Origin of the sequence: Pantoea sp. SORGH_AS_0659, from assembly GCF_031453915.1 — a bacterium.
Lineage (GTDB): Bacteria > Pseudomonadota > Gammaproteobacteria > Enterobacterales > Enterobacteriaceae > Pantoea > Pantoea leporis.
Window position 1 is genome coordinate 4,025,667 of sequence record NZ_JAVJAK010000001.1, and the last position, 26,123, is coordinate 4,051,789.

Here is a 26,123-nt window from a genome sequence, read left to right on the forward strand (position 1 = left end):
GCAGACTGCAAGCATTTGAGAGACTCGAACATATCGCCGCTTCATTCTTATTACGGAGAATGAAGACGATACGTCGTTTCAATTTTCAGCTTGTTCCGGATTGTTAAAGAGCAGTATCTCAGACGCAGCTCGTAAGCTTCGTTTGAGATACGTCGTGGAGACACCTTTCACCTGTCACCAAGCAAGTGGCGTCCCCTAGGGGATTCGAACCCCTGTTGCCGCCGTGAAAGGGCGGAGTCCTAACCGCTAGACGAAGGGGACACGATAGTGTCACGACTTCGCAGCCGTCTTGCTCATTACTTTCTATCAGACAATCTGTGTGAGCACTTCGCGGGAAGGTATCTTCAGGTAAGGAGGTGATCCAACCGCAGGTTCCCCTACGGTTACCTTGTTACGACTTCACCCCAGTCATGAATCACAAAGTGGTAAGCGCCCTCCCGAAGGTTAAGCTACCTACTTCTTTTGCAACCCACTCCCATGGTGTGACGGGCGGTGTGTACAAGGCCCGGGAACGTATTCACCGTAGCATTCTGATCTACGATTACTAGCGATTCCGACTTCACGGAGTCGAGTTGCAGACTCCGATCCGGACTACGACGCACTTTATGAGGTCCGCTTGCTCTCGCGAGGTCGCTTCTCTTTGTATGCGCCATTGTAGCACGTGTGTAGCCCTACTCGTAAGGGCCATGATGACTTGACGTCATCCCCACCTTCCTCCAGTTTATCACTGGCAGTCTCCTTTGAGTTCCCGGCCGAACCGCTGGCAACAAAGGATAAGGGTTGCGCTCGTTGCGGGACTTAACCCAACATTTCACAACACGAGCTGACGACAGCCATGCAGCACCTGTCTCAGAGTTCCCGAAGGCACCAAAGCATCTCTGCTAAGTTCTCTGGATGTCAAGAGTAGGTAAGGTTCTTCGCGTTGCATCGAATTAAACCACATGCTCCACCGCTTGTGCGGGCCCCCGTCAATTCATTTGAGTTTTAACCTTGCGGCCGTACTCCCCAGGCGGTCGACTTAACGCGTTAGCTCCGGAAGCCACTCCTCAAGGGAACAACCTCCAAGTCGACATCGTTTACGGCGTGGACTACCAGGGTATCTAATCCTGTTTGCTCCCCACGCTTTCGCACCTGAGCGTCAGTCTTTGTCCAGGGGGCCGCCTTCGCCACCGGTATTCCTCCAGATCTCTACGCATTTCACCGCTACACCTGGAATTCTACCCCCCTCTACAAGACTCCAGCCTGCCAGTTTCGAATGCAGTTCCCAGGTTAAGCCCGGGGATTTCACATCCGACTTGACAGACCGCCTGCGTGCGCTTTACGCCCAGTAATTCCGATTAACGCTTGCACCCTCCGTATTACCGCGGCTGCTGGCACGGAGTTAGCCGGTGCTTCTTCTGCGGGTAACGTCAATCGGTGAAGCTATTAACTTCACCGCCTTCCTCCCCGCTGAAAGTACTTTACAACCCGAAGGCCTTCTTCATACACGCGGCATGGCTGCATCAGGCTTGCGCCCATTGTGCAATATTCCCCACTGCTGCCTCCCGTAGGAGTCTGGACCGTGTCTCAGTTCCAGTGTGGCTGGTCATCCTCTCAGACCAGCTAGGGATCGTCGCCTAGGTGAGCCATTACCCCACCTACTAGCTAATCCCATCTGGGCACATCCGATGGTGTGAGGCCCGAAGGTCCCCCACTTTGGTCTTGCGACGTTATGCGGTATTAGCTACCGTTTCCAGTAGTTATCCCCCTCCATCGGGCAGTTTCCCAGACATTACTCACCCGTCCGCCACTCGTCACCCGAGAGCAAGCTCTCTGTGCTACCGTTCGACTTGCATGTGTTAGGCCTGCCGCCAGCGTTCAATCTGAGCCATGATCAAACTCTTCAATTTAAGTTTGATTTGCTGAAACCAGTTCAGCGATGCTCATCTGTAAAACGTCATAATGAATTTCATTATGTGTTCACTCGTGAGGCTTTGATATTTTTTTGCGTCCGGAGACGCGGATATCAATCCTGCGAGTGCCCACACAGATTGTCTGATAAATTGTTAAAGAGCGTTGCGAACAGCGGCTGAACCGCCTGTCGCGAGGTGGCGTATACTACGCTACTCTCCTTCGGAGTCAAACACTTTTTTCAGCGTTTTCATCCGGCGGAAGTTCTTATCGAATCTTCCTCACCAACACCGCACTTCGTAAACCGTTGTGCCGTGTTGATGGATGCGCATTATAGGGAGTTGTTCTCAGCACGCAACCGCTAAATTCAATAAAAACAACCGTTCGCTGCATTCCACAGCAAAACCCCGCCTTATACGCAGTTACACACAGTGTTATCCACACTCTGCCGCACAAATGAATTTAGGCGAGCATCACGCAAACGTTTTCGCTACAATGCCCGGCGACGTCAAGGATGCCCCTTTTGGGGCGTTACATGAGGCAAGCGTTTCCTTCTATATAGAAGAGAGACACTAAGCTTGATGTAACGCTCTTTTTTACGCGAAACAAAGCCAAGGGATAAAACCACCATGCAACAACGTCGTCCTGTACGCCGCGCTCTACTCAGTGTCTCTGACAAAGCCGGTATCCTCGAATTTGCTCAGGCACTCTCCAGTCGTGGTGTTGAGCTGCTCTCCACAGGCGGTACCGCACGTCTGCTGGCAGATGCGGGCTTGCCCGTCACCGAAGTTTCTGACTACACCGGTTTCCCGGAAATGATGGATGGACGCGTCAAAACGCTGCACCCGAAAGTGCATGGCGGCATTTTGGGTCGTCGTGGTCAGGATGATGCGATCATGGCTGAACACGCCATCAACCCAATCGACATGGTGGTCGTCAACCTCTATCCCTTCGCACAAACCGTTGCCAAACCTGATTGCTCATTAGCTGACGCGGTTGAGAACATCGATATCGGTGGCCCAACCATGGTTCGCTCAGCGGCGAAGAACCACAAAGACGTGGCGATCGTGGTGAAGAGCAGCGATTACGAAGCGATCATTGCCGAGCTGGATGCCAACGAAAACTCGCTCACGCTGGAAACGCGTTTCGATCTGGCTATCAAAGCTTTCGAACACACTGCCGCCTACGACAGCATGATCGCCAACTACTTCGGTAGCCTGGTGCCGGCTTATCACAGCGACAGCAAAGAACCGGCTGGCCGCTTCCCGCGCACGCTGAACCTCAACTTCATTAAGAAGCAGGATATGCGTTACGGCGAGAACAGCCATCAGGATGCTGCCTTCTATATAGAAGAGAATGTTGCTGAAGCTTCAGTGGCCACTGCGCAGCAGGTTCAGGGCAAAGCGCTCTCTTACAACAATATCGCCGATACCGATGCCGCACTTGAATGCGTGAAAGAGTTCGACGAAGCCGCTTGTGTGATCGTCAAACACGCTAACCCATGCGGCGTGGCAGTTGGCGGTTCGATTCTTGACGCTTATGAGCGTGCCTACAAAACCGATCCGACTTCCGCTTTCGGTGGCATCATCGCCTTTAACCGCGAGCTTGACGAAGCCACTGCGCAGGCGATCATCAGCCGTCAGTTTGTTGAAGTGATCATCGTGCCATCCGCCAGCGAAGCGGCACTGAAAATTACCGCGGCCAAGCAGAACGTGCGCGTTCTGGTGTGTGGTCAGTGGCAAGGTCGCGTTGCGGCGCTGGATTTCAAACGCGTTAACGGCGGCGTACTGGTTCAGGATCGCGATTTGGGCATGGTCAATGCCAGTCAGCTGCGCGTTGTCAGCAAACGTCAGCCAACTGAGCAGGAACTGCGTGATGCGCTGTTCTGCTGGAAAGTGGCGAAGTTCGTTAAATCCAACGCCATCGTCTACGCACGTGACAACATGACCATCGGCATTGGCGCCGGCCAGATGAGCCGCGTTTACTCGGCCAAAATTGCCGGTATCAAAGCCGGTGACGAAGGTCTGGAAGTGAAAGGGTCCGCGATGGCGTCTGATGCCTTCTTCCCGTTCCGCGACGGTATCGACGCCGCTGCGGCTGTCGGTATCAGTTGCGTGATTCAGCCGGGCGGTTCAATCCGTGATGATGAGGTGATTGCCGCCGCTGATGAGCACGGCATCGCGATGATCTTTACCGACATGCGTCATTTCCGCCATTAATTGTTGGGAGCAGTACAGATGAAAATTTTAGTGATTGGTAATGGCGGACGTGAACACGCGCTGGCATGGAAAGCGGCACAATCGCCACTGGCGGAAACAGTATTTGTCGCGCCTGGCAATGCGGGCACCGCACTCGAGCCGGCTCTGCAAAACGTGGCAATCAGCGCCACCGACGTTCCCGCGCTGCTGGCTTTTGCTCAGCAGGAAAAGATCGATCTGACCATCGTTGGTCCGGAAGCACCGCTGGTAATTGGCGTAGTTGATGCGTTCCGTGCTGCAGGCCTGAAGATCTTTGGCCCAACGCAAGCCGCTGCCCAGTTGGAAGGCTCAAAGGCGTTCACCAAAGATTTTCTGGCACGTCAGCAGATTCCAACCGCTGAATATCAGAACTTTACCGAAGTGGAGCCTGCGCTGGCGTATCTGCGTGAGAAAGGCGCACCGATCGTGATCAAAGCTGACGGTCTGGCGGCCGGTAAAGGCGTGATCGTGGCGATGGAACTGGCGGAAGCGGAAGCCGCTGTGCAGGATATGCTGGCTGGCAATGCGTTCGGCGATGCTGGTCACCGTATCGTGATTGAAGAGTTCCTCGATGGCGAAGAGGCCAGCTTTATCGTGATGGTCGACGGCAACAATGTGCTGCCGATGGCCACCAGCCAGGATCACAAACGTGTCGGCGATGGCGATACCGGTCCAAATACCGGCGGCATGGGCGCATATTCTCCGGCGCCCGTGGTAACCGATGAGATCCACCAGCGCGTGATGGATCAGATCATCTGGCCAACCGTTAACGGTATGAAAGCAGAAGGCAACATCTATACAGGCTTCCTGTATGCCGGTTTGATGATCGATAAAGCCGGTCAGCCAAGAGTGATCGAATTTAACTGCCGCTTCGGCGATCCGGAAACTCAGCCGATCATGCTGCGCCTGCAGTCGGATCTGGTGGCGCTGTGTCTGGCGGCGACCGACGGTAAGCTGGATCAGCAAACCTCGCAGTGGGATCCGCGTCCCTCTCTCGGCGTGGTGTTAGCGGCGGGTGGTTATCCGGGCGATTACAACACGGGCGATCAGATTCACGGTCTGCCGCTGGAAGAAGTACCGGATGGCAAAGTGTTCCATGCTGGCACCACCATGAAGGACGATCTGGTGGTCACCAACGGTGGTCGCGTACTGTGCGTGACCGCACTGGGCGACGATGTTGCCAATGCGCAAAAGAACGCATATGCGCTGGCGCAGCATATCTCATGGGATGGCAGCTTCTGCCGCCGCGATATCGGCTACCGCGCGATTAACCGCAAATAAGTACGCAAAGGGGCACAGCAGGTGCCCCTTCTCTTTTCCACCTGTCAGAAATCACTCTCTTTTGGCTGCCAGCTGCATTCGTCATCCGGCGTAGCACGCAGCAGCTGCACACCTTCCGGCGCTTCCAGCCACGACACCATCAATGGCGCAGTATGGCTCTGCTGCTGGCGACCTAGCGTATACAGCGTGTCGCGATCAAAGGCCACATTCACCAGCTTGTCATCGCACTCACGCACCTGATTGCCACCCAGCCAATGGCCCTGACGCAGTAATACGCGGCCTGCGAGCAACGCATTGCTCTGATCCAGCATGCGCTGCGCATCGAAGCGATATAGCTCAACGCTATCAGCGCTGACCGCTTCACGTCGCCCCGCCAGCTGGCGCTGCATGAAATTGAGATTGCCCTGATGATCGAAGCGTAAGGTGACATCATCCGGCTGTGCACCCGCGACGCGCCGTTCGACACTAATCAGCTTCTGCTGCTGCCAATTGTAGTCAGTGGTTTCCATCGCATCGCCATTAAACGGTGTGAAGACCGTGCGCAGGTGAACAACTTGATGGTCGCTATTCTTGCGCCAGATGCGCACGGTGCCGCGGTCGGCCAGATAGCCGCTCGCCGTGAAGGCAGGAAGTTCAGGAGTGGAGCTACAGCCCGTCAGCAGCGCAGCAAATAACAGGGCGCAAACGCGCTGAGGAATTGAATTCAGCATGGCAGGTCCCGGCAACAAAAAGGGGCGCTAACGCCCCCTCTTTTAAAGCTAAACCGCAATGCGGAACTTACTTAACAGCGTCTTTCAGAGCTTTGCCTGAAACGAACGCTGGCACGTTAGCTGCTGCAATTTTGATCTCTTTGCCAGTCTGCGGGTTGCGACCGGTACGCTCAGCGCGGTGGTTCACTTTAAAAGTACCAAAACCAACCAGTTGTACAGCATCACCTTCTTTCAGAGACTCAGTGATCGCAGCCAGGGTAGATTCCAGCGCAGTCTTAGCCTGGGTTTTAGACAGGTCAGCTTTCTCTGCGATCACATCAATCAGTTGAGTCTTGTTCATAAGTTATCCTTAAAGTGTATTTATCGCTTGCTAAGCAACGAGTGCGAGGGAAAAGCCATTCTCAGACCTTGTTCAGCCGGCACGCACCGATAGCCACAATTTTCAGCCCCCCAAATGTAGACCAGACTGGGGGCTGATGTGAAGCCTCCAGGCGCGGTAATTCGGGCCTGAAGTCACGTTTTCTTGCCTTATTGCTGAAAAAGTATACCGATGTTACTGATTCCCGCTTCGCGCAGGTCTGCACGCAGGCCTTTAATCAATTCAAGGTCGCGCTCCTCGCACTCTGACAGCAGGCGGAAAATCTCCCACTGCAGGTCCCATTCATCGATGACAGCCTGATTTCCGCGCAGCTCTTCGTCGGTCATTTCGCGACCGGCCTGCGTCATTTCCAGAATCGCCACGGTGGTGATCGATGTACGGCTGACTTCCACGGCGTGCTCCAGCGTTTCGCCGCTGAGCTGTGCATGCAGTAGTTCACTCAAGGCCACGCAGGCATCAATCGCCGGATGTACACCGTAAACCTCAAAATCGTCACCATCAGGGATCGCCGCTTCAAATTTCTCCAGCTGACCGTCGAAATTGATTTTGGCATCTTTGACCGTCAGGCTTTCCCAGATGAGATCGAGGATGCGGCGATAGAGTTGCGGATCGGCGAATGCGGTCTGCTGACAAAAAGCCCAATAGTTGGGGAACATACGCTCGCAAAGGCAGGCCATGAAAGTCATATGCTGCCAGCTTTCAAGCTTCGCCAGACGCAAATGGACGGGATTCTGTAACATCAAACTTACTCTCAATAGGTTAGCTGGCGGCAGTGTACCGCAAAAGCCGGGCACAAACAGCGTTAAGGCGTGTTTTGCCAGCGCAGAAAGGCCGGGCGTCCGGAGGCGACAGCATCCGCCCAACGCGTCGGTTCCGGCAAACGATAGCCCGCAGTACAGGCTTCCACCCATTGCAATGCGCTATCCATGCTGACGCGATGGCCGGTCGAGATAAACAGCGGATTACAGCGCGCTTTACTGCGCCATACCCAGCCAATCTGTTCGCCTTTGTCGAGCAGCGGCTGACGGCTGCCTGGCTCGGCGTCCAGCTCAGCAAAACGCCCACACAAACGCTTCTTCGCCACGCCAATGGTGGGCACATCCACCAGCGAACCGAAATGCGCCGCCACGCCAAGCCGACGGGGATGGGAAATACCGTGGCCATCCACAAACAGCAGATCGGGCAACCGGGAGAGCTGCTGCCAGGCTTCCAGCAGCGCCGGCATTTCGCGGAAGGATAAGAAGCCCGGAATATAGGGCATGGTGGTGGCCACGCGCGCAATCCGGTGTTCCACCAGCGTTAAGGATGGATACTCGAGGATAACCAGAGCCGCGCGCGTGATCTCGCCGCCCTGTTCAAATCCCACGTCGGCACCACCAATAAAGCGTGGCGGCAGCACATCGAAATCATCCTGCCGCACCACATCAGCAGCGCGCTGTAACTGTTCCTGGCGTAGTGCGGCTAAATCCATCATCAGCCCTGATGATACGGACGTGACAGACGATGCACCGCTTCAACAAACGCACCAGCATGCTCAGGCGGCACATCAGGATGGATGCCGTGGCCCAGGTTAAACACGTGACCTTCGCCAGTGCCAAAACCTTCGAGAATCCCGGCGACTTCCTGCTCAATGCGCGCAGGCGGTGCATACAGCATGGAAGGATCCATGTTGCCCTGCAGCGCCACTTTATCACCCACACGACGACGCGCATCGGCGATATCGGTGGTCCAGTCGAGTCCCAGCGCATCGCAGCCGGTCGCCGCTATCGCTTCCAGCCATTGGCCGCCACCTTTAGTGAACAGCGTAATAGGAACGCGGCGACCTTCATTCTCATGCAGCACGCTATCGACGATTTTATGCATGTAATAGAGCGAGAATTCGCGATAGTCGCGTCCGGTCAGCACGCCGCCCCATGTGTCGAACACCATGATCGACTGCGCGCCAGCTTTGATCTGCGCATTGAGATAAAGAATCACGCTGTCTGCCAACTTATCCAGCAGCTTATGCAGGGTTTGCGGCTCGGCGTACATCATCTTTTTAATTTTGGTAAACGCTTTGCTGCTGCCGCCTTCAACCATGTAGGTTGCCAGCGTCCACGGGCTGCCGGAGAAACCGATCAGCGGCACTTCGCCTTTCAGGTTGTGACGAATGGTACGCACCGCGTTCATCACATAACCGAGTTCTTGCTCTGGATCCGGCACCGGCAGCTTGTCGACATCCGCACGGCAGGTGATCGGATTGGAGAAACGCGGGCCTTCGCCGGTCTCAAAGTAGAGCCCAAGTCCCATCGCATCCGGAATGGTGAGGATATCGCTGAAGAGAATTGCCGCATCCAGCGCATAGCGACGCAGCGGTTGCAGCGTGACTTCACACGCCAGCTCAGCATTCTTACACAGCGACATAAAATCACCGGCTTCAGCGCGCGTGGCTTTGTACTCCGGCAAATAACGCCCGGCTTGTCGCATCATCCATACCGGTGTGACATCTACCGGCTGACGTAACAGGGCGCGCAGATAACGATCGTTCTTCAGTTCACTCATAATGGGCTCTCTCATGCTAAGGCCGGCAGTGTAGCATTTTCACGCCGCGCTGGCGCGACACAGGGCAACGGTATCTTCAATCAGGCGACGCGCCACCGTGCCGGGCGGCGGCAACAGCGGCAGATCGTCGTAGCGATACCAGCCGGCATCCAGCAGCTCTTTGCCGTCGTGTTGCAGATCGCCGCCGTCATATTCCGCCATATACGCCATCATCAGAGAGTGCGGGAACGGCCACGGCTGCGAGGTAACGTAACGCACGTTTTTCACCCGCACGTTGCTCTCCTCCATCACCTCCCGCGCCACCGCTTGTTCTAAGGTTTCGCCCACTTCGACAAAGCCCGCCAGCACGGTGTAGATATTGTTACGATGACGCGCATGATTGGCGAGCAGGATCTCATCGCCACGGCGGATAGCCACGATGATGCACGGCGCAATTTGCGGGTAATAACGCTCGCGGCAGTGATTGCACAAGCAGGCAAATTCGCGTTTGCTGATGTGCATCTCATGGCCGCAATAGCCGCACCAGCGATGCGAGCGGTAAAACTCCGCCAGCTGCACGCCACGTCCGGCGATTTGGAACAGGCCGACATCCTCATCAATCAGTTGGCGCACGGAGCCCATGCTGTCCGGACGCGATTCACGTACCAGCCAGACATTCTCGCCCTGCCACTCGCCGATCAAAATCGCGTTGCTGCCGCTGAGGCCAAAATCGCTGGCTAAGCCATGCGGCAATTCGCCCTGCGGCAACCAAAGTTTTTGCTCATGGCTGACAACCCACCATCCAGCGTCTAAGCTTGAGATCTCACGTTGCATCTTAATCGTTGTCCTTAGCGTCAAATCGCACGCTGAAATCCTAATATTAAGTGTGTAATAAACAACTATAACCTACCTGGAGCCCCATATGCTTAACCAGTTAGATAACCTGACAGAGCGTGTAGGCGGCGGAAATGAATTGGTTGATTCATGGCTGCGCGCCCGTCGACAGCTGCTCGTCACTTACTACGAGCTTATTGGCATGAAGCCACAAAAAGATGCGTTATCCACGCTGGATGAACAGGCGCTGGACGCATTTTGTCACAACCTGGTGGATTACCTTTCCACCGGCCATTTCAGCGTGTATGAACACATCATTAGTGAGATGCAGGGTGATAGCCCCTTATTCGTCGCTGCGCAGATTTATCCGGCACTGGAGGCGAATACCGATCGCATCATGCAGCTCTACGATAGCCATCTGCAGCAAGCGATTAACGATGATAATTGCGTGGATTTTCAAACCGCGCTCTCCGAAGTCGGCGAGGTGCTGGAATCGCGCTTCACGCTGGAAGATAAGCTGGTGCAACTCGCCTGGGACAACCAGCTGGCGCTTCCGCCGGTTGCCAACGATAGCGCCATTGCCCGCCCGGCTTAATCTAATGAAGATGTAAAAAACTTGTTATTCAAGAAAAGCCCTCTTATGCTGAATGGGCTTTTTTATTGTCTTCTTTAACAACAATCAAAAGGCAAATTTTGCGGTTTAAGCGTAGCGTGCGCAGCCAGTTTGCACTCGGACAGCGCGCAGGGACCGGAGCGTACACGTAGTACGTGACGGTCACGAGCACTGCCCAGGTGCAAAATGGCAAGCAAAGTAGCTTAAACCACAAAACACCAACTTGTCGGAGTGCCCTCTGGGGCTGAGACCGTTAATTCGGGATCCGCGGAACCTGATCAGGTTAGTACCTGCGAAGGGAACAAGAGTAGACATTATCAGCACGGTGCATGCTGGCGCCCGGCACCGTACCTGTTACTCCTTCCGAACTCTGGACAAGCAACTTCCAACCGTTACCGGAAACTTGCTATGTCTGCTAAAACTTCTCGTCGTGAACAACGCGCTCAAGCGCAAGAATTTATCGATTCCCTGCAGGGAACCGCTTTCCCCAACTCCAAACGTATCTGGATCACCGGCAGCCGCGCGGATATTCGCGTGCCGATGCGTGAGATACAGCTCAGTCCAACGCACATAGGCGGCAGCAAAGAGAATCCGCACTATGAGCCAAATGAAGCGGTGCCGGTTTACGACACCGCCGGGGCTTATGGCGATCCTCAAGCCACCATTAATGTGCATCAGGGACTCGACAGGCTGCGTGCCAATTGGATCGAAGAACGTGACGACAGCGAAACCATCCACCAGCTGAGTTCCCGTTACACGCAGCAGCGTCTGGCGGATGAAGGCCTGGACCATCTGCGTTTTGAGCAGCTGCCGCAACCGCGCCGTGCCAAAGCGGGTCGCCGGGTTACCCAACTGCACTATGCGCGTCAGGGCATCATCACGCCGGAGATGGAGTTTATCGCGCTGCGTGAAAACATGGGCCGCGAGCGTATTCGCGGTGAAGTGCTGTTACAGCAGCATCCGGGTCACAGCTTTGGTGCCAATCTGCCAGAAAATATCACCGCGGAATTTGTCCGTCAGGAAGTCGCCAATGGGCGCGCCATCATCCCTTCGAACATCAATCATCCCGAATCCGAACCGATGATTATCGGCCGCAACTTCCTGGTGAAAGTGAATGCCAACATTGGCAACTCTGCGGTGAGCTCATCTATTGAAGAGGAAGTGGAGAAGCTGGTGTGGTCAACGCGCTGGGGCGCAGACACTGTGATGGATCTCTCAACCGGCCGCTATATCCATGAAACGCGTGAGTGGATTTTGCGCAATAGTCCGGTGCCGATTGGTACGGTGCCGATTTATCAGGCGCTGGAGAAAGTGAACGGCATTGCAGAAGATCTCAACTGGGAGATTTTCCGCGACACGCTGCTGGAGCAGGCGGAACAAGGCGTTGACTACTTCACTATTCACGCTGGCGTGCTGCTGCGCTATGTGCCGATGACGGCCAAACGCCTGACCGGCATTGTGTCGCGCGGTGGCTCGATTATGGCGAAATGGTGCCTGTCGCATCACACCGAAAATTTCCTCTATCTGCACTTCCGCGAGATTTGTGAAATTTGTGCCGCCTACGATGTGGCGCTGTCACTGGGCGACGGCCTGCGTCCCGGCTCGATTCAGGATGCCAACGATGAGGCGCAATTTGCCGAACTGCATACGCTGGGCGAACTGACCAAAATCGCCTGGGAATACGATGTGCAGGTGATGATTGAAGGTCCGGGCCATGTGCCCATGCAGATGATTCGACGCAATATGACCGAACAGCTTGAGCATTGTCACGAAGCCCCGTTTTACACGCTTGGCCCGCTCACCACCGATATCGCGCCCGGCTATGACCATTTCACTTCCGGCATCGGCGCGGCCATGATTGGCTGGTTCGGCTGCGCCATGCTGTGTTACGTGACGCCGAAAGAGCACCTCGGTTTGCCGAACAAAGAGGATGTGAAGCAAGGGCTGATCACCTACAAGATCGCTGCGCACGCGGCGGATCTGGCGAAAGGTCATCCCGGTGCGCAGATCCGTGACAATGCGATGTCGAAAGCGCGTTTTGAATTCCGCTGGGAAGATCAGTTCAATCTGGCGCTCGATCCGCACACCGCACGCGCCTATCACGATGAAACCCTGCCGCAGGAATCGGGAAAAGTGGCGCACTTCTGCTCGATGTGCGGCCCGAAATTCTGCTCGATGAAAATTACCCAGGAAGTGCGTGAGTTTGCCGCCCGCCAACAGGCTGAAGCCCAGCCGATTGAGATGGGTATGGCGCAAATGTTGAACGCCTTCCGCAATCGTGGCGGCGAGATCTATCACGCTGCCGATACCCTTAAAGAGGAAAATGTATGACCGACGCCTTTCCTGCCACAGCCTCAAAGCTGGGGCTGTATCCGGTTGTTGATAGCGTGGAATGGATCGCGCGCTTGCTGGAAGCCGGTGTGCGCACCATACAGCTGCGCATCAAAGATTGTGAAGATTACGAGGTGGAAGATGCGGTGCGCGAGGCGATTGCACTCGGCAAACAGTATCGCGCTCGCCTGTTTATCAATGATTACTGGCGCTTAGCCATTAAATATCACGCTTATGGCGTGCACCTCGGCCAGGAAGATCTCGATGTAGCCGATCTGGCGGCCATTCGCGAGGCGGGATTGCGCCTGGGTTTATCGACGCATGACGATGCCGAGTTAGATCGGGCTCTGGCGCTGCGCCCTTCTTACATTGCGCTTGGCCACATCTATCCTACGCAAACCAAAGATATGCCTTCTGCGCCGCAAGGCGTGGTGGAATTGAAACGCCACCTGGCGCGTTTGCAGAATGTGCCAACCGTGGCGATTGGCGGTATTTCACTGGCGCGCGTGCCGGAAGTGCTGGCTACCGGCGTGGGCAGCATTGCGGTGGTGAGCGCGATTACCCAGGCCGCCGACTGGCGCGCAGCAACGCAGCAGTTACTGTCACTGGTGGAAAATGGAATCGAACCTGCAGAAGCAGTGTAATGCGCGGCAAGTAAAGATGAAACGCTGGAATCTGCCGCGCAGCAGCGTGATGTAGGGGCTGGCGTCATTTCCTGACAAGACTAAAGTGTGCCTGCCCGCTGTCGCTTGCAGCGGGCCAGGGCTGGTCTCAACCTCTCCCAGCCCTGCCTTTCTTCACGTGATCAGGGAGGAGGTATGCACGGATCCATGACTACAAGCCAGCATGGCACGTTCTACCGCTGCGCCGAGTTGAGCTATCGCCTGCTCTGTGTGCTCATTCATTGGCAAACCATAATTCAGGCGCAAGCAGTTGCGATACTTACCCGAGGCCGAAAACAGCGAGCCGACGGCAACCTGCATGTTCAGCTCACGCAATTCGGTATTGAGCCTGACCGCGTCAAATGCCTCTGGCAATTCAATCCACATCAGGAAACTGCCCTGCGGACGCGACACACAAATCCCACACGGAAAGTAGTGGCGTACCCAGCAGCTAAAGGTTTCATAATTGCGTTGATACACCTGACGCATGCGCCGCAAATGCGGCAGATAATGACCAAGACGAATAAACTCGGCGACCGCATGTTGCGGCTGGGTGGCCGTCGATCCGGTGCTGATATATTTCATATGCAGCACGCGATCGCGATAGCGTCCCGGCGCCACCCAACCGACACGCAGCCCCGGCGCCAGCGTCTTGGAGAAGGAACTGCACAGCAATACCCGTCCATCGTGATCCAATGACTTAAGGGTAACCGGACGCGGATACTCCCACGCCAGCTCGCCGTACACATCGTCTTCAATAATCGCGGCATCGAAACGCTGTGCCAGCGTCACCAGCGCACGTTTGCGAGATTCCGGCATGATAAAGCCCAGCGGATTATTGCAGTTTGGCACCACCACCACCGCTTTAATCGGCCACTGTTCGAACGCAAGTTCCAGCGCTTCCAGGCTGATGCCGGTAACCGAATCGGTAGGAATCTCAATGGCGCGAATGCCGAAGCGCGCGCAGAGTTTGCATGGTGCCGTGGAAAGTCGGCGACTCCACCGCAATGATGTCACCAGCCTGACATATCGCACGAATCGAGATCGACAACGCTTCATGGCAGCCGGTGGTGATCACGATATCGTCTGCCGTGAGCTGACAACCGCTGTCGATCGTCAGGCGCGCAACCTGTTCGCGCAGTGCCGCGACACCCAGCAAACTGTCATAGTTGAGCTGATCGATATCCTGCTTCTGCGCCATACGGCTTTGAATTTTCCACAGCGGTTTCAACGTGGGCTGGGTCAGATCAGGCATACCGCTGCCGAGTTGCAACACATCGTTATTAGTTCGGCTGCTGAGCAACTCCAGCACCGATTCCCACTGCGTGATTTCCACCGGACGCTGTGCAGGTCGGGTGATGGCCGGCATCGGCGGCGTCGCTTTGCGTGTTGCAACGAAATATCCGGAACGTGGCTGCGGCACAATCAGCTGTTTCTCTTCCAGCAGATGATATGCCTGCTGAACGGTGCTGATACTCACGCCGTGTTCAAGACTCAGCGTGCGCACCGACGGCAAGCGCTCGCCGCTGCGGTACAGCCCTTGCTCTATACGATCCGAAAGCAAACATGCTAAATGTTGGTAGCGCGTCATCGTATGCCTCACTCAGCCATCAATCATAATAAACCAGTACAGATAGACCTCATTATTACCATTCAGATCCACCTTAAGGCAATCTGTATGTTAAAGATAAGTGTTTTTTGCGTCTGTATCATAATGCGTGGGAATAAGACAATGCTTCTCAGGCAACCTACTGAGGGCAAGGATTATGGAATTCGATCAAAACCGCGCGGCTAAACCTTTTGATGTCACTTTACTGGATATCTTCCGCGGCGTAGTGCGTATGGTTAAACACTGGAAAGCACGGCGTGAAACTCACCGCATCCTGTCAAAACTGAGTGATAACCAGCTGCGTGATATCGGACTGACACGCGAAGATGTCTGCCGCAAGTTCTGACAAAATGAAGACGAAAAAAAACCCTGCCGAAGCAGGGTTTTTTATTGGTCAGCTTTAGCAGACGAATTACTCGTCGTCGCTTCCGCCCAGACCGGCGTTCAGCAATTCTGCCAGGCTTGCAGAGGCTTCATCCGCAGTAACCTGCGGTGCAACCGGTGCTTCGCCCGCAGAGCGGCGACGCATACGATCCTGGTGATAAGCATAACCGGTACCGGCTGGGATCAGACGACCCACGATGACGTTCTCTTTCAGGCCGCGCAGTTCATCACGCTTACCTGCAACTGCTGCTTCGGTCAGGACACGCGTGGTCTCCTGGAACGATGCTGCAGAGATGAACGATTCGGTTGCCAGTGACGCTTTGGTGATACCCAGCAGATCGCGCATGAATGTTGCGCCGATTTTGCCATTCGCTTCAAGTTCACGGTTAGAGATCTTGATGCGTGAGTATTCAGCCTGCTCACCTTCCAGGAAGTCGGTGCTTCCCACGCTCGAGATGGTTGCTTTACGCAGCATCTGACGAACGATGACTTCGATGTGTTTATCGTTAATCTTAACGCCTTGCAGACGGTAAACTTCCTGCACTTCGTTAGTGATGTAACGGGTCACAGCATGGACGCCACGCAGACGCAGGATGTCGTGCGGAGACTCTGGGCCGTCAGATACGACGTCACCACGTTCTACGCGCTCACCTTCGAATACGTTAAGCTGACGCCATTTTGGAATCATCTCTTCGTACGGATCGCTACCATCAACCGGCGTAATCACCAGACGACGCTTACCTTTGGTCTCTTTACCGAAGGAGATGATACCGCTGATCTCCGCCAGGATTGCTGGCTCTTTCGGACGACGCGCTTCGAACAAGTCAGCAACGCGCGGCAGACCACCGGTAATATCCTTGGTACCGCCAGATTCCTGCGGAACACGCGACAGCGTGTCACCGGCACTGATCTTAACGCCATCTTCCAGCTGAACAATTGCTTTGCCCGGCAGGAAGTACTGTGCTGGCATGTCGGTACCCGGAATCAGAACATCATTTCCGTTGGCATCGATAATTTTCAGCGCAGGACGCAGATCTTTACCACCCGCAGTACGTTCTGCAGAATCCAGAACCACCAGCGATGACAGACCGGTTAAGTCGTCAGTCTGACGCGTAATGGTCTGACCGTCGATCATGTCAGTGAAGCGAATGAAACCGCCCACTTCGGTGATGACCGGCATGGTATGCGGATCCCAGTTTGCTACGGTTTCGCCCGCGGCAACCTGCTCGCCATCACCTTTAGCCATGACCGCACCGTAAGGTACTTTATAGCTCTCTTTGGTACGACCGAACTCGTCGATCATCTTCAGCTCAACGTTACGTGAAACGATAACCAGTTTTCCTGAGGAGTTGGTTACAGACTTCGCGTTGGTCAGCTTGATAGTACCTTTGTTCTTCACCTGGATGCTGGATTCAGCAGCCGCACGAGATGCCGCACCACCGATGTGGAACGTACGCATCGTCAGCTGTGTACCCGGCTCACCGATGGACTGTGCTGCGATAACACCGATGGCCTCACCTTTGTTGATGATGTGACCACGTGCCAGATCGCGACCGTAGCAGTGTGCACACACACCGAAGTCGGTTTCACAGCCAACAACCGAGCGCACTTTGATCGCATCGACTGAATTCAGTTCGATCACATCACACCAGTGTTCATCGATCAGGGTGTTACGCGGGATCAGGATGTCCGCAGTGCCTGGCTTCAGAACGTCTTCAGCCGTTACACGACCCAGTACACGCTCACGCAGCGGCTCTTTAACGTCGCCACCTTCGATGACTGGAGTCATCATGATGCCTTCGAACGTGCCGCAGTCATCTTCGGTAACAACCAGATCCTGCGCTACGTCGACCAGACGACGCGTCAGATAACCGGAGTTAGCAGTTTTCAGTGCGGTATCCGCCAGACCTTTACGCGCACCGTGCGTGGAGATGAAGTACTGGAGTACGTTCAGACCTTCACGGAAGTTCGCGGTGATCGGCGTTTCGATGATTGAGCCATCTGGCTTAGCCATCAGACCACGCATACCGGCCAGCTGACGAATCTGTGCAGCAGAACCACGCGCACCGGAGTCGGCCATCATGTAGATGCTGTTGAACGATACCTGCTGCTCTTCTTCGCCATCACGGTTGATCACGGTTTCAGTTTGCAGGTTATCCATCATCGCTTTGGAAACGCGTTCGTTAGCGGCGGCCCAAATATCGATAACTTTGTTGTAACGTTCGCCAGCAGTTACCAGACCAGACTGGAACTGTTCCTGAATCTCAGCAACTTCCGCTTCCGCTTCGGCTACGATTTCCGCTTTCTTCGCTGGGATGACCATGTCGTCGATACCTACAGAGGCACCTGAACGGGCTGCGTAAGCAAAACCGGTGTACATGGTTTGGTCAGCAAAGATAACGGTCGGCTTCAGACCAAGAATGCGGTAACAGGTGTTCAGCATCTTAGAAATGGCTTTCTTACCCAGCGCCTGGTTGACGATGGAGTAAGGCAGGCCTTTCGGAACGATCATCCACAGAATCGCACGACCAATGGTGGTGTCGATAATGCTGGTTTTCGCAACGAACTCTTCCTGCTCGTTCTTGGTGTATTCAGTGATACGCACTTTAACGCGTGCATGCAGCTCGGCCAGGCCAGCGCGGTAAACACGCTCAGCTTCTTTCGGGCCAGTCAGCACCATGCCTTCGCCTTTGGCGTTCACTTTGTCGCGGGTCATGTAGTACAGACCCAGAACAACGTCCTGTGAAGGAACGATGATTGGCTCGCCGTTCGCTGGTGACAGAATGTTGTTGGTCGACATCATCAGCGCACGCGCTTCCAGCTGGGCTTCCAGCGTCAGCGGTACGTGAACAGCCATCTGGTCACCATCGAAGTCGGCGTTATATGCCGCACAAACCAGCGGGTGCAGCTGGATCGCTTTACCTTCGATCAGAACCGGTTCAAACGCCTGGATACCCAAACGGTGCAGAGTTGGTGCACGGTTCAGCAGTACCGGGTGTTCGCGGATCACTTCGTCCAGGATATCCCAAACGACAGCCTCTTCGCGCTCAACCATTTTCTTAGCGGCTTTGATGGTGGTGGCCAGGCCACGCAGTTCCAACTTGCCGTAGATGAACGGTTTGAACAGCTCAAGAGCCATTTTCTTCGGCAGACCGCACTGATGCAGACGCAGGTATGGACCAACGGTGATAACTGAACGGCCAGAGTAGTCAACACGTTTACCCAACAGGTTCTGACGGAAACGACCCTGCTTACCTTTGATCATGTCTGCCAGAGATTTCAGCGGACGCTTGTTCGAGCCAGTGATGGCGCGACCGCGACGGCCGTTATCCAGCAGTGCATCAACCGCTTCCTGCAACATACGTTTTTCGTTACGTACGATGATATCTGGCGCAGCCAGATCCAGCAGGCGTTTCAGACGGTTATTACGGTTGATCACGCGACGATACAGATCGTTCAGATCCGACGTTGCGAAACGACCACCGTCCAGCGGTACCAGCGGGCGCAGATCTGGCGGCAGAACCGGCAGAACGGTCAGGATCATCCACTCTGGCTTGTTACCAGACTGAACGAACGCTTCCAGCAGCTTGATACGCTTGGTCAGCTTTTTACGTTTGGTCTCGGAGTTGGTCTCGTTCAGCTCTTCACGCAGCTGCTCGCACTCTTGCTCCAGATCCATGTTTTTCAGCAGCGCCTGGATCGCTTCCGCACCCATCTTCGCGTCGAATTCGTCACCGAACTCTTCCAGCGCGTCAAGGTACTGCTCTTCGGTCAGAATCTGACGTTTTTCCAGGTTGGTCATGCCGCCTTCGATAACCACATAAGATTCGAAGTACAGCACGCGCTCGATATCACGCAGTGGCATATCCAGCAGTAAGCCGATACGCGAAGGCAGTGATTTCAGGAACCAAATGTGCGCAGTCGGTGAAGCCAACTCAATGTGGCCCATGCGCTCACGACGTACTTTGGTCTGTGTAACTTCAACGCCACACTTCTCACAGATCACGCCGCGATGTTTTAAACGCTTGTACTTACCGCACAGGCATTCGTAGTCTTTTACCGGTCCGAAAATACGGGCACAGAAAAGACCGTCACGCTCAGGCTTGAAGGTACGGTAGTTAATGGTTTCCGGCTTTTTAACTTCACCAAAAGACCATGAACGGATCATGTCTGGCGAGGCCAGAGCAATTTTGATCGCATCAAACTCTTCGGTCTTAGTTTGCGCTTTCAGAAACTTAAGTAAGTCTTTCACGGATTAGCTCCCGTCGGAGTGGAACTCTCAGGGACGCGCACCCGAAGTGCACGTCCCGTAACCAGTACTTGCGAGTACTTACTCGTCTTCCAGCTCGATGTTGATACCCAGCGAGCGAATCTCTTTCAACAGTACGTTGAAGGATTCCGGCATGCCCGGTTCCATCTGATGGTTACCGTCGACGATGTTTTTATACATCTTCGTACGGCCGTTAACGTCATCAGATTTAACGGTAAGCATTTCCTGCAGGGTATACGCGGCACCGTATGCTTCCAGTGCCCACACTTCCATCTCACCGAAGCGCTGTCCACCGAACTGCGCTTTACCACCCAGCGGCTGCTGAGTAACCAAGCTGTAAGAACCGGTAGAACGTGCGTGCATCTTGTCGTCAACCAGGTGGTTCAGTTTCAGCATGTACATGTAACCTACGGTTACCTGACGCTCAAACTGCTCACCGGTACGGCCGTCGAACAGGGTGATCTGACCGGAAGAAGGCAATCCGCCGAGCTGCAGCAGCTCTTTGATTTCGCTCTCTTTCGCACCGTCAAACACCGGAGTCGCGATTGGCATACCCTTCTTCAGGTTCTCTGCCAGACGCAGTACTTCGTCATCTGTAAAGGTGTTCAGGTCAACTTTCTGACGCACATCAGTGCCCAGATCGTAAGCACGCTGGATGAACTCACGCAGTTTGGAGACTTCTTCCTGCTTCTTCAGCATCGCATTGATTTTTTCACCAATGCCTTTAGCCGCCATACCGAGGTGAGTTTCCAGAATCTGACCGATGTTCATACGCGATGGTACGCCCAGCGGGTTCAGTACGATGTCGACCGGCGTACCGTTCTCATCGTAAGGCATGTCTTCGATAGGGTTGATCTTCGAGATAACACCCTTGTTTCCGTGACGACCTGCCATCTTGTCACCAGGCTGAATCTGACGTTTAACGGCCAGATACACCTTAACGATTTTCAGCACGCCTGGTGCCAGATCATCGCCTTGGGTGATCTTGCGACGCTTAGCTTCAAGTTTCTTCTCAAACTCGTGCTTCAGTTCGTCGTACTGCTCAGCCAGCTGCTCCAGAGAGTTCTGCTTCTCTTCGTCAGTCAGGCCCAGCTCCAGCCAGCGCTCACGTGGCAGTTTGTCCAGCTTCTCAGCTTCAACACCACCCGAGATCAGTACTGCCTGGATACGGCCAAACAGGCCAGCTTCGAAGATCTGCAGTTCTTCAGACAGGTCTTTCTTAACCTGCTTCAGCTGCATCTCTTCGATTTCCAGCGCGCGCTTGTCTTTTTCCACGCCATCGCGAGTGAAGACCTGCACGTCAATAACAGTACCGGATACGCCGTTCGGAACGCGCAGTGACGAATCTTTTACGTCAGAGGCTTTTTCACCGAAGATCGCACGCAGCAGTTTCTCTTCTGGCGTCAGCTGGGTTTCACCTTTCGGTGTTACCTTACCAACCAGAATGTCGCCACCGGTCACTTCCGCACCGATGTACACAATGCCGGATTCATCCAGTTTAGAAAGCGCAGCTTCACCCACGTTCGGGATATCAGCGGTGATCTCTTCTGGCCCCAGCTTGGTGTCGCGAGACACACATGCCAGTTCCTGGATGTGGATAGTGGTGAAACGGTCTTCCTGAACCACACGCTCGGATACGAGGATGGAGTCTTCGAAGTTGTAACCGTTCCATGGCATGAACGCCACGCGCATATTCTGACCCAGCGCCAGTTCACCGAGGTCGGTAGACGGGCCATCTGCCAGCACGTCGCCACGCTCAATCGGCTCACCCAGATTGACACACGGCATCTGGTTGATGCAGGTGTTCTGGTTAGAACGGGTGTACTTGGTCAGGTTGTAGATGTCGATACCCGCTTCGCCCGGATACATCTCTTCTTCGTTAACTTTGATAACGATACGGGAAGCATCAACGTACTGAACGGTACCACCACGTTTCGCGACAGCAGTTACGCCGGAGTCAACCGCTACTGCGCGTTCCATACCGGTACCAACCAGCGGCTTATCAGCACGCAGAGTTGGAACCGCCTGACGTTGCATGTTCGCACCCATCAAGGCGCGGTTAGCATCATCGTGCTCCAGGAACGGAATCAGTGAAGCACCGACAGAAACCACCTGTTGGGTGGAAACGTCCATGTAGTCAACCTGATCGCGGCTGAACAGGCTTGACTCACCCTTGCTACGGCAGGTGACGAGATCGTCAACAAAGCTGCCATCTTCTGCGAGGTTGGTGTTTGCCTGAGCGATAACGTAGTTACCCTCTTCAATTGCAGAGAGGTAATGAATTTCATCACTCACTTTCCCGTCAACAACGCGGCGATACGGGGTTTCAAGGAAACCGTATTCGTTAGTCTGCGCGTAAACCGAGAGTGAGTTGATCAGACCGATGTTCGGGCCTTCCGGAGTTTCGATAGGACATACACGACCGTAGTGCGTTGGGTGTACGTCACGTACTTCGAAGCCGGCGCGCTCACGGGTCAGACCGCCTGGGCCCAGAGCAGAGATACGACGTTTGTGCGTAATCTCGGACAATGGGTTGTTCTGATCCATAAACTGGGACAGCTGGCTTGAACCGAAGAACTCTTTCACCGCCGCCGAAATCGGCTTAGCGTTGATCATGTCCTGAGGCATCAGCGTATCGAGGTCGCCCAGAGACAGACGCTCTTTAACTGCACGCTCAACACGTACCAGACCCACACGGAATTGGTTTTCTGCCATCTCGCCAACAGAACGAATACGACGGTTACCGAGGTGATCGATATCATCCACTTCACCGATACCGTTACGGATACCGATAAGCTTTTTCATCACTTCGATGATGTCGTCTTTGCTCAGGATACCTGAACCTTCGATCTCATCACGCAGCAGAGAACGGTTGAACTTCATACGGCCAACCGCAGAAAGATCGTAACGATCTTCAGAGAAGAACAGGTTCTCGAACAGGTTTTCAGCAGCTTCACGCGTTGGTGGCTCACCAGGACGCATCATGCGGTAGATCTCAACCAGCGCGCTTAAACGATCGTTGGTTGGGTCAACACGCAGAGTCTCGGAGATGTACGCACCGTGATCAAGGTCGTTGGTGAACAGCGTTTCAATGCGCTTGTGGCCCGACTGGCTCAGTTTCGCCAGCAGATCCAGTGACAATTCCATGTTTGCAGGAACGATCAGCTCGCCGGTGTTCAGATCGACGTAGTCTTTAGCAACCACTTTGCCAGCAATGTATTCAACTGGCACTTCGATGTGCTGAATGTTGTCTTTTTCCAGCTGACGGATGTGGCGCGCAGTGATGCGACGACCTTTCTCAACGTAGACCGTGCCGTTTGCTTCGATATCGAAGGAGGCGGTTTCACCACGCAGGCGCTCAGGCACCAGTTCCATCTGCAGTTTGTTATCGCGGATTTCATAAACGACTTTATCAAAGAACAGATCAAGGATTTGTTCTGAAGTGAAGTTTAACGCGCGCAGAATGATACTGGCCGGCAGCTTACGACGACGGTCAATACGGACGAAGAGGTTGTCTTTCGGGTCAAACTCGAAATCGAGCCATGAACCGCGGTAAGGGATGATACGTGCGTTATACAGCACTTTACCGGAAGAGTGCGTTTTACCCTTATCGCTGTCGAAGAACACGCCAGGACTACGGTGCAGCTGAGAAACGATAACACGCTCAGTACCATTGATAACAAAGGTACCATTGTCCGTCATGAGTGGAATCTCACCCATGTAGACTTCTTGTTCTTTAATGTCTTTTACGGTGCCTTCCGGCGCTTCGCGCTCGTAGATCACCAGACGCAGTTTCACGCGCAGCGGTGCCGAATAGGTCACGCCACGGATCTGACATTCAGTTACGTCAAAGACAGGCTCACCCAAACGGTAGCTGACATACTGCAACTCAGAGTTGCCGCTGTAGCTTGAGATTGGAAATACGGAGCGGAAGGCTGCTTCCAGACCGTACTGGCCTTCTGGATCTTGCTCGATGAACTTCTGGAACGAGTCAAGCTGGATAGAAAGGAGATAAGGTATGTCCAAAACTTGTGGACGTTTACCAAAATCCTTACGAATACGTTTTTTCTCGGTATAGGAGTAAACCATGGGGTTCCTCAGCTAGCTGACATGTCGAACCACGCTGTCCGTCCTGAAAAGGACAGTTCATGCAACACTATTTTTTGTTTTTCATGCGATGCGCAGCACCCCATGCAATACATCTTTCTATCACTCTTAAATCATTTCATCGCCGTTGTTCAGGCAGGGAACCTTCGCAGGAGAGCGATATATTAAGGCGTCGATAGAAAAAGATATTGAAGAGGAATGATGGACAAACAGTGCGAAACGCCATCATTCCCCTGTAGCGCAAAAAGGCTGGTGACCTAAACAGTCACCAGCCATCAGCCTAATGTTACTCAGGCTGCAACCCGAAGGTTGTCTTACTTAACTTCAACTTCAGCGCCAGCTTCTTTCAGAGCAGCTTCAAGAGCGGCTGCGTCATCTTTGCTAATGCCTTCTTTGATAGTACCGGTAGCTTCAACCAGGTCTTTAGCTTCTTTCAAGCCCAGGCCAGTTGCAGTACGTACTGCTTTGATTACTGCGACTTTGTTAGCGCCAACAGCTTTCAGAATTACGTCGAATTCAGTTTTCTCTTCAACAGCTTCAGCTGGGCCAGCAGCAACAGCTACAGCGGCAGCAGCAGAAACGCCGAATTTTTCTTCCATAGCAGAAACCAGCTCAACTACTTCCATTACGGACATAGCGGCAACAGCTTCCAGAATTTGGTCTTTAGTGATAGACATATCGATTGTTCCTAAAAATCAGAAAAAGTTTATACGGTAGCAAGCACGAAGGAAAAGAATTTGGCCTTAAGCCGCTTCTTTTGCATCGCGCACAGCAGCCAGAGTACGGACCAGTTTGCCAGCAGCGGCTTCTTTCATGGTCGACATCAGACGTGCCAGTGCTTCTTCGTAAGTCGGCAGAGTTGCCAGACGGTCAATATTGGCCGCCGTGATCAGCTCACCTTCAAAGGCTGCAGCTTTGACCTCAAATTTTGCATTCGCTTTAGCGAAATCTTTGAACAAACGAGCGGCAGCGCCCGGGTGTTCCAAAGAGTATGCAATCAGGGTCGGACCAACAAACGTGTCTTTCAGGCACTCGAAAGGAGTACCTTCAACGACGCGGCGCAGCAGGGTGTTACGAACAACACGCATGTAAACGCCAGCTTCACGACCTGCTTTACGCAGTTCGGTCATTTTATCAACGGTCACGCCACGGGAATCCGCAACAACCGCTGAAAGCGCGCCTTTGGCTACTTCGCTAACTTCAGCAACAATCGCTTGTTTGCCTTGAAGATTTAATGCCATTAGCTTTTGCTCCTGGATTGACCGGGAATAATTTCCCGGAACTCACTTCACTTATTCACCCGAAGGCGATAAGCGCTATTACACGGTGAGCAGAATCCAGCGAAGAAATAATTCTTTTTGGTTCTGTCACCGTCTACGCAGGGTATTAAGCAAGATATCCGAAAATATTCTGCTCCTGCGGTCTCGGACGGAGGCCAGGATAAGGCCTGGCTCCAACCTAAGCGACTGAACAACCAAGCGTTTAGACTTTGTCACTCACTCGCTTTGAATCTGGGTTCTGAATTGTGCAAACAACCAGAACAACGGGCGTAAGATTCTAGATGAATTTTTCGCCCGTTACAAGCAGCAATTAGTTTGCTGATGCACTCAGACCAGCCTGGTCAACGGCAACGCCGGCGCCCATGGTGGTAGAGATGCTGACTTTCTTGATGTACACGCCTTTCGCCTGTGATGGTTTAGCTTTTTTCAGCGCAACCAGCAAAGATTCCAGGTTTTCTTTCAATTTGTCAGTGTCAAAATCCACTTTACCGATGGTGGTGTGGATGATGCCGTTTTTGTCGTTACGATAACGAACCTGACCTGCTTTAGCATTTTTAACTGCTTCAGCAACGTTCGGCGTTACAGTACCAACTTTCGGGTTTGGCATCAGACCGCGTGGGCCCAGAACCTGGCCCAACTGGCCAACAACGCGCATTGCATCTGGAGATGCGATTACAACGTCAAAGTTCATTTCGCCTTTTTTGATCTGCTCAGCCAGGTCTTCCATACCAACCAGTTCTGCGCCAGCTGCTTTAGCAGCTTCAGCGTTTGCACCTTGGGTGAAGACGGCAACACGTACTGAACGACCAGTACCGTGTGGCAGAACGGTCGCACCGCGCACGTTCTGATCAGATTTACGTGCATCGATGCCGAGGTTAACGGCAACGTCAACGCTTTCTACGAACTTGGCAGTAGCCAGTTCTTTCAGCAGAGCAACAGCTTCGTTAATGTCGTACTGCTTAGTAGCATCAACTTTGTCACGGATTACGCTCATGCGCTTGGTCAGCTTAGCCATT

The 26,123-nt window shown here is 53.9% G+C and carries 17 protein-coding genes, 1 tRNA gene, 1 rRNA gene, 1 pseudogene and 1 riboswitch; of the genes and pseudogenes, 6 read left to right on the forward strand and 14 right to left on the reverse strand.

The features are described from left to right. Positions 1 to 186: 186 nt before the first annotated feature. Both Q3H59_RS18935 and Q3H59_RS18940 read right to left on the reverse strand, forming a co-directional pair. Positions 187 to 261, reverse strand: a tRNA-Glu gene (locus tag Q3H59_RS18935). An 88-nt stretch (positions 262 to 349) separates the two neighbouring features. Continuing rightward, positions 350 to 1,889, reverse strand: a 16S ribosomal RNA gene (locus Q3H59_RS18940). 630 nt (positions 1,890 to 2,519) lie between these two features. Here Q3H59_RS18940 and purH point away from each other — a divergent pair. Together purH and purD are read left to right on the forward strand one after the other, a co-directional pair. Then, positions 2,520 to 4,109, forward strand: a complete 1,590-nt coding sequence (gene purH / locus Q3H59_RS18945; RefSeq protein ID WP_309836344.1) for a bifunctional phosphoribosylaminoimidazolecarboxamide formyltransferase/IMP cyclohydrolase — start codon at positions 2,520 to 2,522, stop codon at positions 4,107 to 4,109. 18 nt (positions 4,110 to 4,127) lie between these two features. Beyond that, positions 4,128 to 5,408, forward strand: coding sequence for a phosphoribosylamine--glycine ligase (purD, locus tag Q3H59_RS18950; protein ID WP_309836346.1), 1,281 nt, complete (start codon positions 4,128 to 4,130; stop codon positions 5,406 to 5,408). 44 nt (positions 5,409 to 5,452) lie between these two features. Here the strand turns inward: purD and Q3H59_RS18955 are convergent, their stop codons facing one another. The 6 genes from Q3H59_RS18955 to nudC form a co-directional block, all read right to left on the reverse strand. Continuing rightward, positions 5,453 to 6,118: a DUF1481 domain-containing protein gene (locus Q3H59_RS18955; RefSeq protein ID WP_309836347.1), complete on the reverse strand. Its 666-nt coding sequence runs from the start codon at positions 6,116 to 6,118 to the stop codon at positions 5,453 to 5,455. A gap of 67 nt (positions 6,119 to 6,185) precedes the next feature. After that, entirely contained in the window at positions 6,186 to 6,458 is a 273-nt protein-coding gene (hupA, locus tag Q3H59_RS18960) for a nucleoid-associated protein HU-alpha (RefSeq protein ID WP_007886275.1), read from the reverse strand. Between the two features lie 188 nt (positions 6,459 to 6,646). Next, positions 6,647 to 7,237, reverse strand: coding sequence for a YjaG family protein (locus Q3H59_RS18965; RefSeq protein WP_110868442.1), 591 nt, complete (start codon positions 7,235 to 7,237; stop codon positions 6,647 to 6,649). A gap of 62 nt (positions 7,238 to 7,299) precedes the next feature. After that, positions 7,300 to 7,968 (reverse strand): deoxyribonuclease V, encoded by a 669-nt coding sequence (gene nfi / locus Q3H59_RS18970; protein ID WP_309836748.1) that lies wholly within the window; start codon positions 7,966 to 7,968, stop codon positions 7,300 to 7,302. 2 nt (positions 7,969 to 7,970) lie between these two features. Next, positions 7,971 to 9,038 carry a uroporphyrinogen decarboxylase gene (gene hemE, locus Q3H59_RS18975; RefSeq protein WP_137384933.1) on the reverse strand — a complete coding sequence of 356 codons (1,068 nt, stop codon included), beginning with the start codon at positions 9,036 to 9,038 and terminating at the stop codon, positions 7,971 to 7,973. Positions 9,039 to 9,077: 39 nt separating this feature from the next. After that, positions 9,078 to 9,851: an NAD(+) diphosphatase gene (nudC, locus tag Q3H59_RS18980; protein WP_110868440.1), complete on the reverse strand. Its 774-nt coding sequence runs from the start codon at positions 9,849 to 9,851 to the stop codon at positions 9,078 to 9,080. 88 nt (positions 9,852 to 9,939) lie between these two features. On the opposite strand from nudC, the gene rsd reads away from it, so the two are divergent. From rsd to thiE, 3 genes are all read left to right on the forward strand, one after another. Beyond that, positions 9,940 to 10,446: a sigma D regulator gene (gene rsd / locus Q3H59_RS18985; protein ID WP_101763024.1), complete on the forward strand. Its 507-nt coding sequence runs from the start codon at positions 9,940 to 9,942 to the stop codon at positions 10,444 to 10,446. A gap of 235 nt (positions 10,447 to 10,681) precedes the next feature. Continuing rightward, positions 10,682 to 10,782, forward strand: a riboswitch (TPP riboswitch). Positions 10,783 to 10,872: 90 nt separating this feature from the next. Beyond that, the gene (gene thiC, locus Q3H59_RS18990; RefSeq protein ID WP_309836352.1) at positions 10,873 to 12,795 is read left to right on the forward strand and encodes a phosphomethylpyrimidine synthase ThiC; all 1,923 of its coding nucleotides are present in this window, start codon (positions 10,873 to 10,875) and stop codon (positions 12,793 to 12,795) included. Continuing rightward, positions 12,792 to 13,439: a thiamine phosphate synthase gene (gene thiE / locus Q3H59_RS18995; RefSeq protein WP_110868437.1), complete on the forward strand. Its 648-nt coding sequence runs from the start codon at positions 12,792 to 12,794 to the stop codon at positions 13,437 to 13,439. The genes thiC and thiE overlap by 4 nt, the downstream gene beginning before the upstream one ends. A gap of 153 nt (positions 13,440 to 13,592) precedes the next feature. On the opposite strand, the pseudogene Q3H59_RS19000 reads toward thiE, so the two are convergent. Continuing rightward, positions 13,593 to 15,048, reverse strand: a pseudogene (locus Q3H59_RS19000) (PLP-dependent aminotransferase family protein). A 175-nt stretch (positions 15,049 to 15,223) separates the two neighbouring features. On the opposite strand from Q3H59_RS19000, the gene Q3H59_RS19005 reads away from it, so the two are divergent. After that, positions 15,224 to 15,412: a DUF1127 domain-containing protein gene (locus tag Q3H59_RS19005; protein ID WP_309836353.1), complete on the forward strand. Its 189-nt coding sequence runs from the start codon at positions 15,224 to 15,226 to the stop codon at positions 15,410 to 15,412. A gap of 66 nt (positions 15,413 to 15,478) precedes the next feature. On the opposite strand, the gene rpoC is transcribed toward Q3H59_RS19005, so the two are convergent. The 5 genes from rpoC to rplA form a co-directional block, all read right to left on the reverse strand. Continuing rightward, a complete protein-coding gene (gene rpoC, locus Q3H59_RS19010) occupies positions 15,479 to 19,702 on the reverse strand; it encodes a DNA-directed RNA polymerase subunit beta' (protein ID WP_222186135.1) in 4,224 nt (1,407 codons plus the stop codon). A 78-nt stretch (positions 19,703 to 19,780) separates the two neighbouring features. Next, a complete protein-coding gene (rpoB, locus tag Q3H59_RS19015; protein ID WP_008108400.1) occupies positions 19,781 to 23,809 on the reverse strand; it encodes a DNA-directed RNA polymerase subunit beta in 4,029 nt (1,342 codons plus the stop codon). A 332-nt stretch (positions 23,810 to 24,141) separates the two neighbouring features. Beyond that, positions 24,142 to 24,504: a 50S ribosomal protein L7/L12 gene (gene rplL, locus Q3H59_RS19020; protein ID WP_101763017.1), complete on the reverse strand. Its 363-nt coding sequence runs from the start codon at positions 24,502 to 24,504 to the stop codon at positions 24,142 to 24,144. 66 nt (positions 24,505 to 24,570) lie between these two features. Next, complete coding sequence (gene rplJ / locus Q3H59_RS19025) at positions 24,571 to 25,068, reverse strand: 50S ribosomal protein L10 (protein ID WP_007886294.1); 498 nt, start codon at positions 25,066 to 25,068, stop codon at positions 24,571 to 24,573. A gap of 349 nt (positions 25,069 to 25,417) precedes the next feature. Beyond that, entirely contained in the window at positions 25,418 to 26,122 is a 705-nt protein-coding gene (gene rplA, locus Q3H59_RS19030) for a 50S ribosomal protein L1 (protein WP_007886296.1), read from the reverse strand. Position 26,123 lies beyond the last annotated feature (1 nt).

Coding starts and splice junctions, on each gene's coding strand:
- hemE (WP_137384933.1), bottom strand. CDS start 9,038: ATGAGTGAACTGAAGAACGATCGTTATCTGCGCGCCCTGTTACGTCAG.
- rplL (WP_101763017.1), bottom strand. CDS start 24,504: ATGTCTATCACTAAAGACCAAATTCTGGAAGCTGTTGCCGCTATGTCC.
- Q3H59_RS18965 (WP_110868442.1), bottom strand. CDS start 7,237: ATGTTACAGAATCCCGTCCATTTGCGTCTGGCGAAGCTTGAAAGCTGG.
- nudC (WP_110868440.1), bottom strand. CDS start 9,851: ATGCAACGTGAGATCTCAAGCTTAGACGCTGGATGGTGGGTTGTCAGC.
- hupA (WP_007886275.1), bottom strand. CDS start 6,458: ATGAACAAGACTCAACTGATTGATGTGATCGCAGAGAAAGCTGACCTG.
- Q3H59_RS19005 (WP_309836353.1), top strand. CDS start 15,224: ATGGAATTCGATCAAAACCGCGCGGCTAAACCTTTTGATGTCACTTTA.
- rplA (WP_007886296.1), bottom strand. CDS start 26,122: ATGGCTAAGCTGACCAAGCGCATGAGCGTAATCCGTGACAAAGTTGAT.
- thiE (WP_110868437.1), top strand. CDS start 12,792: ATGACCGACGCCTTTCCTGCCACAGCCTCAAAGCTGGGGCTGTATCCG.
- rplJ (WP_007886294.1), bottom strand. CDS start 25,068: ATGGCATTAAATCTTCAAGGCAAACAAGCGATTGTTGCTGAAGTTAGC.
- thiC (WP_309836352.1), top strand. CDS start 10,873: ATGTCTGCTAAAACTTCTCGTCGTGAACAACGCGCTCAAGCGCAAGAA.
- rsd (WP_101763024.1), top strand. CDS start 9,940: ATGCTTAACCAGTTAGATAACCTGACAGAGCGTGTAGGCGGCGGAAAT.
- Q3H59_RS18955 (WP_309836347.1), bottom strand. CDS start 6,118: ATGCTGAATTCAATTCCTCAGCGCGTTTGCGCCCTGTTATTTGCTGCG.
- purD (WP_309836346.1), top strand. CDS start 4,128: ATGAAAATTTTAGTGATTGGTAATGGCGGACGTGAACACGCGCTGGCA.
- rpoB (WP_008108400.1), bottom strand. CDS start 23,809: ATGGTTTACTCCTATACCGAGAAAAAACGTATTCGTAAGGATTTTGGT.
- nfi (WP_309836748.1), bottom strand. CDS start 7,968: ATGGATTTAGCCGCACTACGCCAGGAACAGTTACAGCGCGCTGCTGAT.
- purH (WP_309836344.1), top strand. CDS start 2,520: ATGCAACAACGTCGTCCTGTACGCCGCGCTCTACTCAGTGTCTCTGAC.